Here is a 16526-nt window from a genome sequence, read left to right as displayed (position 1 = left end):
CTGAGCCTGAGCCTGAGCCTGAGCCTGAGCCTGAGCCTGAGCCTGAGCCTGAGCCTGAGCCTGAGCCTGAGCCTGAGCCCGAGCCCGAGGTCGAGGTCGAGCCCGAGCCTGAGGTCGAGGTCGAGCTCGAATCTGAATCCGAGCCCGAGGTTGCTTGCGACCTTGCGGACGAAGCCGAAGAAGAGCAGGAAGCCCCTGCGGAAGAGCCCAAGAAGGAAGGTCGCCTGAAGCGCGCCTTCAAGTGGATGGGATTTTAGGAGATACGCATGCTCGAGAACCTTTCCGATCGCCTCCAGAGCATTTTTGGCGGCCTGCGCAGCAAGGGCAGGCTTACGGAAGACGACATCAATGCCGCCATGCGCGAGATTCGCATGGCCCTGCTCGAAGCCGACGTCAACTTCAAGGTCGTCAAGAGCTTCGTCGCACGCACGAAGGAACGCTGCCTGACCGCGGAAGTGCTCGATTCGCTCACGCCCGCGCAGAACGTCATCAAGGTCGTCCTCGACGAGCTCACGCGCCTGCTGGGCGAAACCGATTCGCGCCTGGTGCTTTCCAGTCGCATCCCCAATGTGATCATGCTCGTGGGCCTTCAGGGCTCTGGTAAGACCACGGCATCCGCAAAGCTCGCGTACCTGCTGAAGCAGCAGAATCACAATCCGCTGCTCGTGGCCTGCGATGTCTATCGTCCCGCTGCAGCCGATCAGCTGCAAACGCTTGGCGACGAGATGGGCGTGCGCGTGTATCGCGGCGATGGGCAAGACCCGGTCCGCATCGCCAAGGAAGGCGTGCAGGACGCCATCGACAACCTGCGTGACGTCGTGATCATCGACACGGCGGGCCGCCTGCATGTCGACGAGCAGATGATGCAGGAAGCGCGCGACATCAAGGAAGCCACCAAGCCCGACCAGATTCTCATGGTCGTCGACGCCATGACCGGCCAGGATGTCGTGAACGTTGCCTCCGCCTTCGCCGAGCAGGTCGATTTCGACGGCGTCATCATGTCGAAGATGGATGGCGACGCCCGTGGCGGTGGCGCGCTTTCCATTCGCGAGGTAACCGGCAAGCCCATCAAGTTCATCAGCCAGGGCGAAAAGCCCGATTCCCTCGAGGAATTCCACCCCGATCGCATGGCCAAGCGCATCTTGGGCATGGGCGACGTTGTGAGCCTCATCGAATCGGCCACGAAGCTCCAGGAAGAGCAGCTGGAAGCCGAGCAGACCGAGCGCATGATGAAGGCCCAGCTCAACTTGAACGACTTCTTGGAAATGAACAAGCGCGTTCGCAAGATGGGCGGCATCTCCAAGCTCGTTTCCGCCTTGCCTGGTGGCGACAAGGCCCTTTCCCAGGGTCAGGTCGACACGTCGGCGCTCGATCGTATGGAGAACATCATCTTCAGCATGACGGCGGAAGAGCGCCTGCATCCCGATATCCTCAACGGCAGCCGTCGTGCGCGCATCGCGCGCGGCGCGGGTGTTTCGGTCACCGAGGTAAACCAGGTGATGAAGAAGTTCAACGAAACCAAGAAGATGCTCAAGCAGATGATGCCCACCGAGGATATGTCCGCCGGACGCAAGGGCAAGAAGGGCAAGAAGCGCCGTCGTCGCGGTTTGCCCGGCATGCCTGGCATGAACCTGAAGGACCTTCAGAAGATTCAGGACATGCTCGACCAGTAGGCGGGGGAGTGCGCCGTCGCTGTGAGCGTTGCATGGTAATCTTTCTGGATTTCGTTTGTGTTTGAACGCTATGCTTGCGTAAATTGCCCCTACGGGCTAACATTACCAATTGCTGTTTTCAAGAGCGCTTTTACGCTCTCGTATACGTAGGAAATTAAAGGAGTTCACCTTCATGGTCAAGATTCGCCTCGCCCGTCATGGCGCTAAAAAGGCCCCGTACTACCGCATCGTTGTCGCCGACGCTCGCTCTCCTCGCGACGGTCGTCTGATCGACGAAGTTGGTCGTTATAACCCCAACACCGATCCTTCCATGATCCAGATCGATCTGGAGAAGGTCGACAAGTGGATCGCCAATGGCGCTCAGCCCACCGACACGGTTGCTCGCCTCATCGAAACCGCTCGCAAGGACGCATAAATTATGTCCGATCAGACTATGGATCTGGCGGGATTGGTTCGTACGCTCGTAGAGCCTATTGTTGAGTATCCTGGCGACCTGCAGGTTTCCCAGACGGAATCCGATGCGGGCATTCTCGTTGAGATCGCTCTCAACGAAGAGGATACGGGCAAGGTCATCGGTCGACAGGGTCGTGTAATCAAGGCCATCCGCACGCTCGCTCGTGCCGCTGCCGTCCGAGCCGATCGTCACGTCGATGTGGAGATTGCCGAATAAAATGGGTGCGTGGGTTCGTGTAGCTCGCGTAGCGAAGACTAGGAATCTTGAAGGGAACCTCGTGGTGCAAGCCATCGCGGGGCTCCCTTTCCTGCTTTCGGAGGGCATGGAAGTGCGTTTCGTGCCTCCCACGCTGAAGGGTCCTCGGTCTGCGGTTGTGCGCGAGTTGTATCAAAGCAAGGGCAATGCCTGCGAGGTTTCGTTCGATGGCGTCGAATCGGCTTCGGATGCCGATGTACTTATTGGATCGTACTGCCTGGTAAGGCGCGATAGCCTGCCCGAAATCGATTATGCCAGCACGCCTTCTGCGCTTGCAGGTTGGCGTGTGGTCGATGCCGAGTTCGGCGATTTGGGCGAAATTGCCGAAGTCATCGACAATCCCGGCCAGTCTCTTCTGGTCGTGCAGGGCGAGCGCGGCGAAGTGCTCATTCCCGCTGTCGACGAGTTCATTCGCTCGATTCAGGAAGAGGAGCGCGTGGTTGGCACTGCCATTCCCGCTGGTCTGCTCACGCTTTCCGAGTCGTCCGACGAAGATATCCCGGAGGACGAATCGTGATCGTAGATACGCTCTCCACGTTTCCCGGCATGTACGATTCGGTGATGGGCACGAGCATGATGCGCATCGCACAGGAGAAGGGCGCTCTCGAATTTCACGCCCACGACCTGCGCGATTGGACGCACGACCGCCATCGCACCACCGACGATGAACCGTATGGCGGCGGCCAGGGCCTCGTCATGAAGTGCGAGCCCATCTTCGAGGCGTATGACAGCATCGTCTCTGTGGGTCCCAAGCCCTACACGCTCTTCCTTACGCCAACGGGCGAGCCCTTCAACCAGGGGCTGGCGCAGGAGCTTTCCGAAAAGCCCCGACTGCTGTTCGTCTGCGGCCATTACGAAGGCATCGACGAGCGCGCGTACTCGCTTGCCGATCGCTGCATTTCGCTGGGTGACTACGTGCTCACCAGCGGCGAGCTTGCCAGCATGGTGGTCATCGATGCCGTCGCTCGTTTGCTTCCGGGCGTCTTGGGCGACGAGGGCAGCGCGGTCGACGAGAGCTTCTACGATGGCTTGCTTGAATACCCGCAGTACACGCGCCCGGCTACGTTTCGGGGCATGGAGGTGCCACCCGTGCTGCTTTCGGGCAATCATGCGGCCATCGATCGCTGGCGCCGCGAGCAGAGCATCGAGCGCACCGCTCGCTTGCGCCCCGACCTCATCGAGGAATCCAACTTGTCACAGCAAGACCGTGACTTTTTGAAATCTTTGCACAACCGCTAATGGGTTGCTCTCGAAGCGCTATCATTAAAATTCAGCATTTGTAACGTTTGGGCGTTTCGCCACGGAGAGGAAAGCCGATGAATTCCGGTAACCATGCACCTTCGAAGTCGGGAGGTTTCGGGCGCGCGTGCGTTGAATTCTTGGTTATCGTGGCCCTTATCGTCGGCTGCGCCTATCTGCTCCGCACGTATGTCATCACGCCCTACGAAGTTCCCTCCGGCAGCATGGAAACGACCATCATGTCGGATGACCGCATCTTCTCGGAAAAGATTTCGTATTATTCCCGCGACGTGCAGGTGGGCGACATCGTCACCTTCGACGACCCCGAAGTCGACGGCCGCACGCTCGTGAAGCGCGTTGTTGCTACGGGTGGCCAGACGGTCGACCTGGTCGACGGCGTGGTGTACGTCGATGGGGAAGCGGCGTTCGAGCCCTACACCAATGGGCAGCAATCGTACCCGCTTAGCACCGCAGCCGACGTTACCGTGGAATATCCCTACACCGTTCCCGAAGGCTATATCTGGGTAATGGGCGACAATCGCGGCAACTCTGCCGATTCGCGCTACTTCGGCGCCGTGCCCGTTTCCAGCGTTACGGGTCACGTGTGCTTTATCTACTGGCCGTTCCAGCATTTCGGCCCCATTAGCTAATCATCAATTCTTTTGCAGGAAGACAACGAGGAGGATCATGGCACCTCAGGACGCCACGGTGAATGCGGGAGCCGTTCCCACATTCCAAGACATCATTATGAATCTCCAGCATTACTGGGCCGAGCAGGGCTGCGTTATTCTGCAGCCGTATGACGGTGCGGTGGGCGCTGGTACCAACCATACCGCCACCACGCTGCGCTCGCTTGGTCCCGATACCTGGCGTACGGCGTATGTGCAGGGTTGCCGCAGGCCAACCGACGGCCGCTACGGCGAGAACCCGAATCGCCTGCAGTACTACTATCAGTTCCAGGTGCTCATGAAGCCCTCGCCCGACAACATCCAGGATCTGTACCTGGGCAGCCTGCGTGCCATTGGCATCGAGCCGAACGAGCACGACGTGCGCTTCGTCGAGGACGACTGGGAAAGCCCCACGCTGGGCGCATGGGGCCTTGGCTGGGAAGTCTGGCTGAACGGCATGGAGGTCACGCAGTTCACGTACTTCCAGCAGGTGGGCGGCTTCGAGTGCTCGCCGGTTCCCGTGGAAATTGCCTATGGCCTGGAACGCCTTACCATGTACATCCAGGGCGTCGATAGCGTCTACGACATCATCTGGGCGCGTGGCGACGACGGCGTCGAATTCACGTATGGCGACGTCTACCTGGAAAACGAGCGCGAGTTCTCTACGTACAACTTCGAAATCGGCAACACCGATTTCCTGTTCCAGCTGTTCGACAATTGCGAAGCCGAGGCTCAGGCGTGCCTGGCCGCCAACCTTCCGCTTCCCGCGTACGACTGGGTTCTGAAGTGCAATCATGCGTTCAACCTGCTCGATGCCCGCGGCGTCATTTCCGCTACCGAGCGCATGGCATACATTCTGCGCGTCCGTTCCATGGTGAAGGATTGCTGCGCGTCGTACATGGAGCATGTGGTGGGTTCGGCTCCCCAGCTCGAGGAAGAGAAGGGGGAGTAGCATGTCGAATACGCATACGCTCGCATTTGAAATCGGCGTCGAGGAGATTCCCGCGTTCGATCTTGACTCCGCACGCAAGCAGCTCGAGAAGGCAGTTCCCGAGGCATTCCAGGCTGCGCGCATTCCGTTCCAGCAGTTCGAAGTCTTCACGAGCCCCCGTCGCATCATCGTGATGGGCTACGGTCTGCCCGAGGCAACCGAGGCGCTGCGCGAGGAATATCGTGGCCCTGCGGCCAAGATCGCGTTCGATGCCGACGGCAATCCCACGAAGGCTGCCATCGGCTTTGCACGTGGCAAGGGCCTTACGCCCGACGACCTGGAGCGTCGCGACGAGGGTGGCGTCGAGTACGTGTACGCCACGAAGGAAATCCCCGCTACGCCCATCATCAGCCTGCTTCCCGGCATCCTGTCGGAGTTCATCACCATGCTGAAGTGGCCCCGCAGCTGCCGCTGGGCTGCATACCGCGATTACTTCGTGCGTCCGGTTCGCTGGATCTGCGCTATGCTCGACGACCAGGTCATTCCCGTTACGTTCGCGGGTGCCGTTTCCGGTAACTCCACCATGGGCCATCGCGTGCTTGCCCCGGGCGAGCACGTGGTCGACACGGCCGAGCATCTTATCGACGTCGTTCGTTCCGCCTATGTGGTGCCTTCCCAGGCCGAGCGCGAGCAGATCATTCGCGAGGGCGTTGCCGCCATCGAAGCCGAAACGGGCTGCAAGGCCGAGCTGCCTGCGAAGACGCTGCTCGAGGTCGTGAACCTCTCCGAGTACCCCACGCCTCTGCGTGCCACGTTCGACGAGGAATTCCTGCAGGTGCCGGAAGAGATCATCGTCGATGCCATGCTCATGCACCAGCGCTACTTCCCGCTGTACAACGCGCAGGGCAAGCTCACCAACGACTTCATCATCGTCTCCAACGGCGATCCCGCTTGCAATGCCACCATCGTCGATGGCAACGAGCGCGTCGTGCGCGCCCGCCTTTCCGATGCGAAGTTCTTCTACGAGGAAGACCTGAAGAACCCGCTCGAGTCCTATGTCGAGAAGCTCGACGCCGTAGTGTTCCAGGAATTGCTGGGCACGGTGCGCGCCAAGGCCCAGCGCCTGGCCGCTCTGGCTGGCCACTTGGCCGTTGATGCGGAGCTTTCCGAGCAGGACGCTGCCGACTTGAAGCGCGCTGCGTACCTGTGCAAGGCCGACCTCGTAACCAATGCAGTTATCGAGTTCACCAGCGTGCAGGGCGTCATGGGCAGCTACTACGCCTTGGCTTCCGGTGAAACGCCGCAGGTTGCGCAGGCCATCGGCCAGCACTACCAGCCCCGCTTCGCGGGCGATGCCGCTCCCGACACCGTGGTGGGCAAGCTCGTCGCCTTCGCCGACAAGCTCGACACCATCTGTGGCCTGTTCGCCGTCGACCAGGGCCCCACGGGCTCTTCCGACCCGTTCGCGCTGCGTCGTAGCGCCATCGGCATCGTTGGCATGCTCGAGGCCGGGCTTCCTGTGTCCCTCGATGCCGCCATCGATTTCTCGCTTGACGAGTTCGATCGTCAGGGCGTCACGTTCGACCGAAATGCCGTGCGTGCTGCCGTGGTCGACTTCTTCGTTACGCGCACCAAGGTCATCCTGCGAGATGGCGGCGCTTCTGCCGACGCGGTTGACGCCGTGCTCGCCGCGGGCGTAACGGAACCCGCCATTATCATCAAGCGTACCCGCGCGTTGGAAGAGGCTCGCGCCGGTATGCCCGAGGTCATGGCCGACCTGGCAATCGCGTACGACAGGGCGAATAACCTGCGCGACGAGTCCTTGGGCATCGAAGTCGACGCAACGCTTTTCCAGGGCGAGGAATCCGAGCTCGACTCTGCAATCGATGCGGTCTCCGCTGCGGTTCCCGGCTTGCTTGTTGCGGGCGATTACGAGGCGGCGCTCAAGCAGCTTGCTTCGTTGCGCGGGCCTATCGATGCGTTCTTCGAGGCCGTCATGGTCATGGCCGAAGACGAGGCGCTGCGCAGCAATCGTTTGCGGTTGCTCAACAAGTTCGTCTCGGCGTTTTCGGGCGTTGCTGATTTCGGTAAGCTGGCAAAGGCGGCACGCTAAGCACGTTGTGAATCGTTTGTTCGACGCGCCCGCTTAGGGCGCGTCTTTTTTATGCGGAGGCATTTACATGGAGACCATTCAATATGGCGCGGAAACGTCTTCCATTCCCACCATCCACGTCATTAGCGACTCGGTGGGAACTACCGCGTCGGCCATAGCACGTGCTGCGGCTGCCCAGTTCGGTGAAACGGAGCCGCGCGTTGAGCTGCTTCCCAACGTGCGTTCGTTCGAGGAGGTGCGCGATTACCTGCTCGCCCATGCCGAGTACCATCGCGAGCTGTATGGCAAGCCCGACATGATCGTGCTGTACACCATCATCGACGCCCAGGTGAATGAGAAGCTGCGTGCGTTCTTCGCCGAGTATCCCCAGTTTGCCGCCGTGGACCTCATGACCGATGCCGTTGCCTCCATCAAGCGGGTAAGCGGCATGGAGCCCATCCTGCAGCCTGGCGAGCTGCATGCCACCGACGAGCGCTACTTCAATCGCATCGAAGCCATGGAATTCACGATCGAGCACGACGATGGCCGCAATCCGCAGGATCTTACCAAGGCGGACATCGTGTTGCTGGGCGTTTCGCGCTGCGGCAAGACGCCCATTTCCATCTACCTTTCTCAAGAGGGGTACCGCGTGAGCAACGTGCCGCTCGACCTGCAGAGCACGCCTCCGCGTCAGCTGTACGACGTCGATCCTTCACGGCTTTTCGGCCTCATGACCACGTCTGACGTGCTCGTCGACATTCGCCGCAAGCGCTTGGGCCGCGCCCTTTCGGTGGCGTCGTCCTACGCCGAACCCGAACAGGTTGTGGCCGATCTCGATGAGGCGCGGGCTCTCATGCGGCGCCTTGGCTGCATCGTCATCCACACCGAGCATCGCGCCGTTGAGGAAACGGCGCAGGAGATTCTGCGCTACTACGAGATGCGCCATCCGCGCAGCGTTCCGCGTCCGCGCTAGGGCATTGCCTGCGGGACGTTTCGCCATGTGAGCACAGTGCCACTTAGCGTCGTCATTGTACGCATTTTGTCATAATGCCTATTCGCCGTTTGCATTGCGTTATTATTAGCGTGCTCTCTCGCGATTTCGGAGTTACACGCGGGGGAGAGACTTTTAGAACGTCGCGAATAAGGAGTAAAAGTGACCGAAGAAGTGAAGCGCGTCTATGCATTCGGCAAGGATGCTGACGGCAAGAATGTAACCGAGGGTAATACGAACATGAAGCCGCAGCTGGGCGGCAAGGGCGCTAACCTCGCCGAGATGGCCAACATTGGCCTTCCGGTTCCTCCCGGCTTCACCATCACCTGCCAGACCTGCATGGAGTATTCCAACGCTGGCAACGTATGGCCCGAGGGCGCGCTTGACACCATCCGCCAGTACCGCGAAGACCTTGAGCAGCGCGTGGGCAAGAAGATTGGCGATCCGAAGGACCCGCTGCTCGTTTCCGTCCGTTCCGGCGCTCCCATTTCCATGCCCGGCATGATGGATACCGTACTCAACCTTGGTCTGAATGACGAGTCCATCAACGGCCTCATCGAGCAGACGGAGAACCCCCGCTTCGCGTGGGACTCCTACCGCCGCTTCATCCAGATGTTCAGCAACGTGGTTATGGGCCTCGACGGCGACCTGTTCGAGAACGCCATCACCATCAAGAAGAACGAGCGCGGCGTCAAGAGCGACACCGAGCTTACCGCGGAAGACCTGCAGGAACTCGTAGCCGAGTTCAAGCGTATCTTCAGCGAGAACGTCGACCTGGCCGCCTATCCCGACCTCGCTCAGGATGGCGTTGCCGTATTCCCGCAGGATCCCATGGCTCAGCTGAAGCTGGCCATCGAAGCCGTTTTCGGCAGCTGGGACAACCCCCGCGCAGTTCTGTACCGCAAGCAGAACAAGATCGACGACAACATGGGCACCGCCGTCAACGTGCAGTGCATGGTCTTCGGCAACAAGGGCGCTACGTCCGCTACGGGCGTTGCCTTCACGCGTAACGCTGCCAATGGCGCCAAGGAATACTATGGCGACTACCTGGTAAACGCTCAGGGCGAAGACGTTGTTGCTGGCATCCGCAACACCAGCCCCATCTCCGAGCTCAAGCATACGCCGGGCCTGGAAGAGGCTGGCAAGGAGCTCGAAGACGTGTTCGTACTGCTGGAGAACCACTTCCGCGACATGATGGACATCGAGTTCACCATCGAGCAGGGCAAGCTCTACATGCTCCAGACCCGCGTTGGCAAGCGTACCGCTGCCGCCGCCCTCCATATCGCCATCGACATGGAGAAGGAAGGCCTCATCACGAAGGAAGAGGCTGTTTCCCGCGTCGAACCCGAACAGCTCGACCAGCTGCTGCATCCCCAGTTCGACAAGAACGCCACCTACGACGTTCTGGCCACTGGCCTGAACGCCAGCCCTGGCGCTGCCGTGGGCGAAGTCGTGTTCAGCAGCGAAGATGCCGTGCGCGTGGCTGAAGAAGGCCGCAAGTGCGTGCTGGTTCGCTGGGAGACCAACCCCGACGACCTGGCCGGCATGATCGCCGCCGAGGGCATCCTCACCAGCCATGGTGGCAAGACGAGCCACGCTGCCGTTATCGCTCGTGGCATGGGCGCCCCCTGCGTCTGCGGTGTCGACGCTCTGAAGATCGACGCCGAGAAGAAGGAAATCGTCGTTTCCGGCACCGACGTCGTGCTTCATGAGGGCGACATGATCTCCATCGACGGTACCACCGGTATCGTGGTGAAGGGCGCTGTCGACCTGGTTATGCCCGAGCTCACCGGCGACCTCGACACCATCCTCGAGTGGGCCGACGAAATCCGCGAACTGGGTGTTCGCGCCAACGCCGACAACCCCGAAGATGCCGAGCTGTCTCGTAAGTTTGGCGCCGAGGGCATTGGCCTGTGCCGTACCGAGCATATGTTCCTGGGCGACCGCAAGCAGATCATCCAGAAGTTCATCCTCGACGAGAACGAGGACGTGCGCGCCGAATGCGTCAAGCAGCTCGGCGAACTGCAGACCGGCGACTTCCTGGGCATGTTCCGCGCCATGGACGGCCTGCCCGTCATCGTGCGTCTGCTCGATCCGCCGCTGCATGAGTTCCTGGAAAGCCCCCGCGCGCTCGATGTCGCCATCGCTCGCATGGAGGAGAAGGGCGCCAGCGCCGACGAAATCGCCGCTAAGCGCAACCTCATGGCTCAGATCGACGGTTGGGCCGAAGCCAACCCCATGCTGGGTCTGCGCGGCTGCCGTCTGTCCATCCTCTTCCCGCAGCTTCCCGAAATGCAGGTTCGCGCCATCGCTACGGCTGCTGCCCGCCTGAAGAAGGAAGGCCTGAACCCCCAGCCGGAAATCATGATCCCGCTGGTTGCCTTCGAGAGCGAAATCGAAACGCTCCGCGAGAAGGCCGAGGGCTTCGTGGCTGCCGTTGCCGCCGAAGAGGGCGTTGAGCTCGACATCAAGATCGGCACCATGATCGAGCTGCCTCGCGCTGCCGTCATCGCCGACAAGATCGCCAAGCATGCCGACTTCTTCAGCTTCGGCACGAACGACCTCACACAGACGACGCTCGGCTTCAGCCGCGACGACGCCGAGGCCAAGTTCCTGCCCGCGTACATGGAGCAGCACCTGCTCAAGCGCAATCCCTTCGCTACGCTCGACGACGGCGTTGCCGAACTGGTGAAGATGGGCTGCGAGAAGGGCCGTTCCACGAACCCCGCGCTCAAGCTCGGCGTTTGCGGCGAGCATGGTGGCGATCCCGAGTCCATCATGAAGTTCGCGAAGATTGGTCCCGACTACGTGTCCTGCTCGCCTTACCGCGTGCCGGTCGCCCGTCTGGCTGCTGCTCAGGCTGCTCTCGCGAAATAGTTGGCTTCTCGCTCTAGGGCGATAATCCAAAAACGTACGTACTGGCCTCCTGCTTCTTTCAGCGGGAGGCCAGTACTGCTATTCTGTTCAGTAATATGTTCAGTAATGTAGGGAGCTGGAGTTCTCTTTCGCCGGGTTTTCCGCTGCGCGGTGGTCCCGGCGAGGGAGCACGGAAAGGAGGGATGCATGGACATGGATTCTCTCGTTACCCTTACGGGTGACATCGATACGTTCATGTATACGTACATTCTCATCATCATGTTGGTCGTTTCGGGCATCCTGTTCACCATACGCACGAAGGGCGTGCAGATTCGCCTCTTCAAGGACATGGTGAAGTCCATCACCGAACAGAAGTACAACGAGGGCAAGTCCACGGCGTCTTCGTTCCAGGCGCTCATGATCTCCACTGCTAGCCGCGTTGGCACGGGTAACATCGCCGGCGTTTCCACGGCAATCGCCTTTGGCGGCCCGGGTGCGCTCATGTGGATGTGGATCATGGCTACGGTGGGTGCGGCCTCTGCCTTCGTGGAATCCACGCTTGCCCAGGTCTGGAAGGTGAAGAACGAAGACGGTTCCTTCCGTGGCGGCCCGGCGTACTACATTCAGCAGGGCCTGGGGAAGCGCTGGCTGGGCATCGTGTTCGCCGTGACGCTCATCCTCTGCTTCGCCTTTGGCTTCAACGCGCTGCAGGCGTATAACGCTTCCAGCACGCTCGAAGTGTACATGCCCGACTACTTCACCAGCGGCGTTGTCGTTTGGGTTGCCCTGCTCATCGCCGCCTTCATGGCAATCTGCATCTTCGGCGGTGGCCAGCGCGTGAGCTTCCTCACGAGCATCATCGTTCCCATCATGGCTGCCTCCTATCTGCTCATTGCGCTCATCGTCACGTTCATGCATGCTGGCGATATTCCCGCGGTATTCGGCCTCATCTGCTCTTCCGCGTTCGACTTCCGTTCGTTCGCGGGTGGCTTTGCCGGTTCCGTGGTGTCGTGGGGCATCAAGCGCGGCTTGTACAGCAACGAAGCTGGTATGGGTTCCGCTCCGAATGCCGCTGCTGCCGCGTCGGTTTCCCATCCCGTAAAGCAGGGTCTCGTCCAGACGTTCTCGGTGTTCATCGACACCATGATCATCTGCACCTGCACGGGCATGATGATTCTCGTATTCTACGTGGGTGGCGGTCTGGAAACCGTCGTCGACCCGGTTACCAACATCACGTCGTTCGTGAACCCCAATACGGGCGCGGTGCTCACGGGCATGCCGCTCGTTCAGGAAGCGCTTCGCTATTCGCTGGGTGATTTCGGCGTGAACTTCATCACGTTCAGCATCTTCCTGTTCGCGTTCTCCAGCTTGCTCGGCAATTACTATTACGCCGAAAGCAACATTCGCTTCATCAGTCAGAACAAGTGGGGCATTCTGATCTTCCGCGTGTTCTGCGTTGCTGCCGTGTTCTGGGGTGCTCAGGCTGGCTTCGACCTGGTGTGGAATGCCGCCGATATCTTCATGGGCTTCCAGGCGTTCGTGAACCTGCTTGCGCTGTTCTTCCTGGGCGGCTGGGCCATCAAGGCGCTCAACGATTACGAGTCCCAGAAGAAGCAGGGCCTCGACCCCGTGTTCCTGGCTTCCAGTATCCCCGGGCTTCCCGCTACGGAATGCTGGCATGAGACGCGCGACGAATTGGCCGAGGATGCCAAGCGCGGTGACCTTTCCGAGAATGCCAAGATGAGGCATCAGGTTGAGGAGATGCTCAACTAACCTAACAAGGTTGGCATATAAAGCGATGCGCCAGGTGGGGAGGAGGACCCAACCTGGCGCATCTTTTTTGAGGCGGTATGGCGTCGACTAGTCGAACTTGCCTGCTGCAAGGTCGCGGCCGAGCAGATAGCCGAAGGTCAGGCAGTTGATGCCGTAGCTATTGCCGGGAACCGCGAAGTTGTAGGTGTTGGCGTACATGTCGCCAATCATGGCGCCTACGTTGAACAGGCCGGGGATGGGCTTGTCGTCTTCGTCGCAGACTTCCATGTTTACGCTGGTGCGCAGGCCGCCCATGACGGTCATGAACATGGCGTAGTTCTGAGCGGCGTAGAACGGGCCGGCTTCGTCGATCTTCACCAGGAAGTCGGGATTCTTGTGGAAGTCCTCGTCGATGCCCTTATCGCACAGCTCGTTGTAACGCTTTACGACTGCCTTCAGCTTGGTGGCGTCGAGGTCGAGCTGCTTGGCCAGGTCGTCCAGGGTGTCGGCCTTGAAGTACTTGCCGGTGGAGACGCCTTCGTCCCACATCTTCACGAGCTCTTCGGGCGTGAGAGAGGGGAGCGTGTAGTCCATGCCGAACGTGTACCACTCGTGGCCCTTGTCCAGGATGGCCTGCGGGTAGTTGGCCGTCCAGATGCCGTAGGCAATGTTGCCGGGCTGCGAGAGCAGGTGGTTCGAGCTGTAGGGCGCGGAGATGTCCTCGCGCTGGTAGCGCTCGGTGTTCATGTTCACGTTCAGGCCCATGTGGAAGCCGCAGGGTTCATGGCTGCCGCCCCAGGCGCCCTGCATCATGGGGGCGTTGGGGTAGGCGTGCTGCCATGCGGCGCCGATCCACAGGCCCATCTTCTGGCCGTCGCCGCCATAGATGCCGGTGAGGTTGAAGCTCGTGTTGTAGTCGATTTCGCCCTGCTCGTAGCCAACCAGGGGAAGAACCTGCGGGCAGTAGGCGGCGAGCATTTCCTTGTTGCTCGAGAAGTCGCCCGTAGCCAGTACCACGGCCTTCTTGGCCACGAACTTCACGTAGCTGCCGTCGCTCATCTTCGATGCTACGACGCCGGTAACGCGACCCGTGTTGTTGTCTTCGCGGATGAGCTGCTCGGCCTTCGTGTCGTAGATGATCTGCACGCCGTATTCCTTGGCCTTTGCCTCCAGGGCTTCGACGGCGCCTTGCTGGCCCGTGGAAACCATGGTGGAATTGCCCAGCGTGGAGAATGCATGCGCGTAGTTCGGGCCGAGGTCGAACGAGTTGTCGCGTTCCATGATGACATCCAGGCCGGCGGCGCGAGCGATGTCAATCATCCAGTTCATGGCCTCTTCGGAGTTGTTGTAGCCGCGCATCCACTTGGTCTGGTCGATGGCGAACGAGGCGGCGCGCATCTCATGGTAGAAGTAGGGCACAGGGTCGAACGGGGTGATGCCCAGTTCTTCCATGACCTTCGAGTTGCGGGCGAAGTTGGAACCGCCACGCGAAATGGGCGCGCTCGCAGCCGAGAACAGGGTGACGCTAGCGCCCTTTTCAGCTGCGGATACGGCGGTGGTGAAGCCGGACATGCCGCCACCGACGATGATGATGTCGTCTTCGATGGTCTCGGTGATGGCGCTATCGGCGATCGGGTCGGGTGCCACCATGAACGACCACTTCGGCATGCCGCTATCAAGCTTCAGCACTGCATCGCTCGATGCGACCTCGCCTGCGGCCGTCGTAGCCTCGGTCTTCTTCGAACCCGAAGGCGATGCGCAGCCGGCAAGTCCGGCTGCTGCGGCGCCGGCGGCGCCCAATGCCCCCATCTTGAAGAATGAACGACGTGAGAAATCCCTTGGCTCTGCCATATTCCCTCCTAATGTTGAATGTGTTTGCCAGGGCCCGTCCCTCTACGGGCAAATTCAGTGTATTCGTGCCAGGTCATTTAGGTCCGCAGCTATGTTTTGCCGTTTAGCAACTTGATTTCGCTTGATGTTCGGTTTTGCTTCTAGTTGCCGATGAAATGGACTATTATGGGTGCGTTGCAGCTGTCCGAGGAGGGATATCTATGGATATACGGCAGTTGGAATACTATTCCACTTTGGTGAGAAAAGGGAGTTTCACCAGGGCAGCCGATGAACTGTTCGTTACGCGACAGGCACTAAGCAAGGCTGTGAAAAATCTTGAGCACGAATTGGGAGACAGGCTCGTAATCGTGCGCAATGGCCGTGTGCAGCCTACCGAGGTAGGCTCGAATCTGTATGCCGAAGCTGCGCCTGTCATCGATTCCTATCGCAAACTCGAGGGCCATTTCGTCCCGCATACCGAATTGCATGTGCGCGCCATGTCGCTTTCCATTGCGCTGGGTCATGGTTCGCTGCTTTCCCTGCCCGATGGCTACTTGGAATTGTTTCGTTGCGCTCATCCGAACGTACGTCTTTCGATTGAGGAGATGCCCACCGAAAGCGTCCTCGATTTGGTTGCCGAATCCGAAGTCGATATTGGTATCGTGGGTTCCACGCCCGATTACCTGGCCGCCTTCGAGCACAAGCTTCTTGTGAAGACGGGTCTCTTTCTTAGCATTCCTCGTGATAATCCGCTTGCCGAGAAGGAGCGCTTGACCATGCGTGATGTGGATGGTGAGCCTTTCGTCACCTATGGCAAGCGCAATCACTTGCATCGCTTCTTCATGGAAGAATGCAAGTCAGCGGGGGTGTATCCCGACATCTTGCTTACCACTTCCGATTGCGACATGCTGGTTCAGTCGGCGCAGGCAAGTGATGCTCTGTATTTCTGCTTCCCCGAGGTTACCGAATACCAGGCTGCATACGGTCGTGTCATTCGTCCGCTCGACACCCCGTCTAATTCGGCTTTCGGCACCTACGCCATTATTCGCAAGGAATTGCCGGCGGCTTCATCCGCGAAGTTGTTCTGGGACTGGGCTGAGTAGCTGCATCCTCCTGGCCGCCCTGCTCCTGCCTGCCTCTCGAGCACCGCTCCGCTGCTCGCGTGGTTTCGGCCCTGCATGGGCCGAAACCTACGCTCGTGCGCTGCGCTGCTTCATGCTTTTACTTCGCGCTGTTCGGGATGCCCGTGGATCTGCGTGAGGCTTCGCCTCCCGCTCTCCACGGGCATCCCGAACGTAGCGCGTTTTTGTTTGCTTTCAGAGTGTCTCGAGAGTCAGGCAGGAGCAGGGCTTCCCGTCGGCTGAGGGGCCTACTTTAAACCTTTCTTGGGAATCCCATTCGGGGCCTGCGTTCGCCTTTGGCGAACGTTCGGCCCCCGCGAGCGTGTTTGGGCTGGGGCGTCTTTTTGCTCGCCTGCGTTGGTGGATTCTGCTGGTCCTTCGCTTAACGCGTTTCCACCCCAATGAGTTCGATTCTCCGTAACGCCATGGGAAAAGAAAAAGGCTGGTAGCGGGTGCTACCAGCCTAATGTCTGTGGTGGAGGCGCGGAGAATCCCGCGTTCGCCTTCGGCAAACGCTCGACCCCTCCCTCGCAGGCTCGGTCGGGCGAAACGCTACGAACGCCCCACAGGGGCGTTCGCTTCACGCGTTTCCACTCCAATGAGTTCGATTCTCCGTAACGGCATGGGAAAAGAAAAAAGGCTGGCAGCGGGTGCTACCAGCCTA

Annotated in this window: 13 protein-coding genes and 1 pseudogene; 13 read left to right on the top strand and 1 reads right to left on the bottom strand. The window is 59.9% G+C overall.

The window, feature by feature from the left end; translation table 11 throughout:
- From E7002_RS01035 to E7002_RS00980, 12 genes and pseudogenes are all read left to right on the top strand, one after another.
- A pseudogene (locus tag E7002_RS01035) lies at positions 1–257 on the top strand (hypothetical protein); the annotation flags it as partial.
- Positions 258–266: 9 nt separating this feature from the next.
- On the top strand, positions 267–1673 hold the full coding sequence (gene ffh / locus E7002_RS01030; RefSeq protein WP_303727078.1) for a signal recognition particle protein: 1407 nt from the start codon (positions 267–269) through the stop codon (positions 1671–1673).
- Positions 1674–1845: 172 nt separating this feature from the next.
- Entirely contained in the window at positions 1846–2088 is a 243-nt protein-coding gene (gene rpsP, locus E7002_RS01025; RefSeq protein ID WP_303727076.1) for a 30S ribosomal protein S16, read from the top strand.
- 3 nt (positions 2089–2091) lie between these two features.
- Positions 2092–2343 (top strand): KH domain-containing protein, encoded by a 252-nt coding sequence (locus E7002_RS01020; RefSeq protein WP_066661777.1) that lies wholly within the window; start codon positions 2092–2094, stop codon positions 2341–2343.
- 61 nt (positions 2344–2404) lie between these two features.
- A complete protein-coding gene (locus tag E7002_RS01015) occupies positions 2405–2899 on the top strand; it encodes a ribosome maturation factor RimM (protein WP_303727073.1) in 495 nt (164 codons plus the stop codon).
- Positions 2896–3621 carry a tRNA (guanosine(37)-N1)-methyltransferase TrmD gene (gene trmD / locus E7002_RS01010; protein ID WP_303727072.1) on the top strand — a complete coding sequence of 242 codons (726 nt, stop codon included), beginning with the start codon at positions 2896–2898 and terminating at the stop codon, positions 3619–3621. The genes E7002_RS01015 and trmD overlap by 4 nt, the downstream gene beginning before the upstream one ends.
- 77 nt (positions 3622–3698) lie before the next feature.
- Entirely contained in the window at positions 3699–4271 is a 573-nt protein-coding gene (gene lepB / locus E7002_RS01005) for a signal peptidase I (protein WP_303727071.1), read from the top strand.
- A gap of 37 nt (positions 4272–4308) precedes the next feature.
- A complete protein-coding gene (glyQ, locus tag E7002_RS01000) occupies positions 4309–5241 on the top strand; it encodes a glycine--tRNA ligase subunit alpha (protein ID WP_066661792.1) in 933 nt (310 codons plus the stop codon).
- 1 nt (position 5242) lies between these two features.
- Entirely contained in the window at positions 5243–7333 is a 2091-nt protein-coding gene (gene glyS / locus E7002_RS00995; RefSeq protein ID WP_303727069.1) for a glycine--tRNA ligase subunit beta, read from the top strand.
- 67 nt (positions 7334–7400) lie between these two features.
- Entirely contained in the window at positions 7401–8285 is an 885-nt protein-coding gene (locus E7002_RS00990; RefSeq protein WP_303727068.1) for a pyruvate, water dikinase regulatory protein, read from the top strand.
- A 180-nt stretch (positions 8286–8465) separates the two neighbouring features.
- Positions 8466–11180 carry a pyruvate, phosphate dikinase gene (ppdK, locus tag E7002_RS00985; protein WP_066661804.1) on the top strand — a complete coding sequence of 905 codons (2715 nt, stop codon included), beginning with the start codon at positions 8466–8468 and terminating at the stop codon, positions 11178–11180.
- Between the two features lie 186 nt (positions 11181–11366).
- Entirely contained in the window at positions 11367–12932 is a 1566-nt protein-coding gene (locus tag E7002_RS00980) for a sodium:alanine symporter family protein (RefSeq protein ID WP_303727066.1), read from the top strand.
- An 87-nt stretch (positions 12933–13019) separates the two neighbouring features.
- On the opposite strand, the gene E7002_RS00975 is transcribed toward E7002_RS00980, so the two are convergent.
- Positions 13020–14762: an FAD-dependent oxidoreductase gene (locus E7002_RS00975; protein ID WP_303727065.1), complete on the bottom strand. Its 1743-nt coding sequence runs from the start codon at positions 14760–14762 to the stop codon at positions 13020–13022.
- A gap of 155 nt (positions 14763–14917) precedes the next feature.
- Here E7002_RS00975 and E7002_RS00970 point away from each other — a divergent pair, with 155 nt between their 5' ends.
- Positions 14918–15844, top strand: a complete 927-nt coding sequence (locus E7002_RS00970) for a LysR substrate-binding domain-containing protein (protein ID WP_369692468.1) — start codon at positions 14918–14920, stop codon at positions 15842–15844.
- The last annotated feature ends 682 nt before the right edge of the window (positions 15845–16526 follow it).

Source organism: Denitrobacterium detoxificans, from assembly GCF_015062615.1.
Lineage (GTDB): Bacteria > Actinomycetota > Coriobacteriia > Coriobacteriales > Eggerthellaceae > Denitrobacterium > Denitrobacterium detoxificans_A.
The sequence above is the reverse complement of the archived record's forward strand: the minus strand, read 5'-3'. Positions and strand labels throughout refer to the sequence as shown.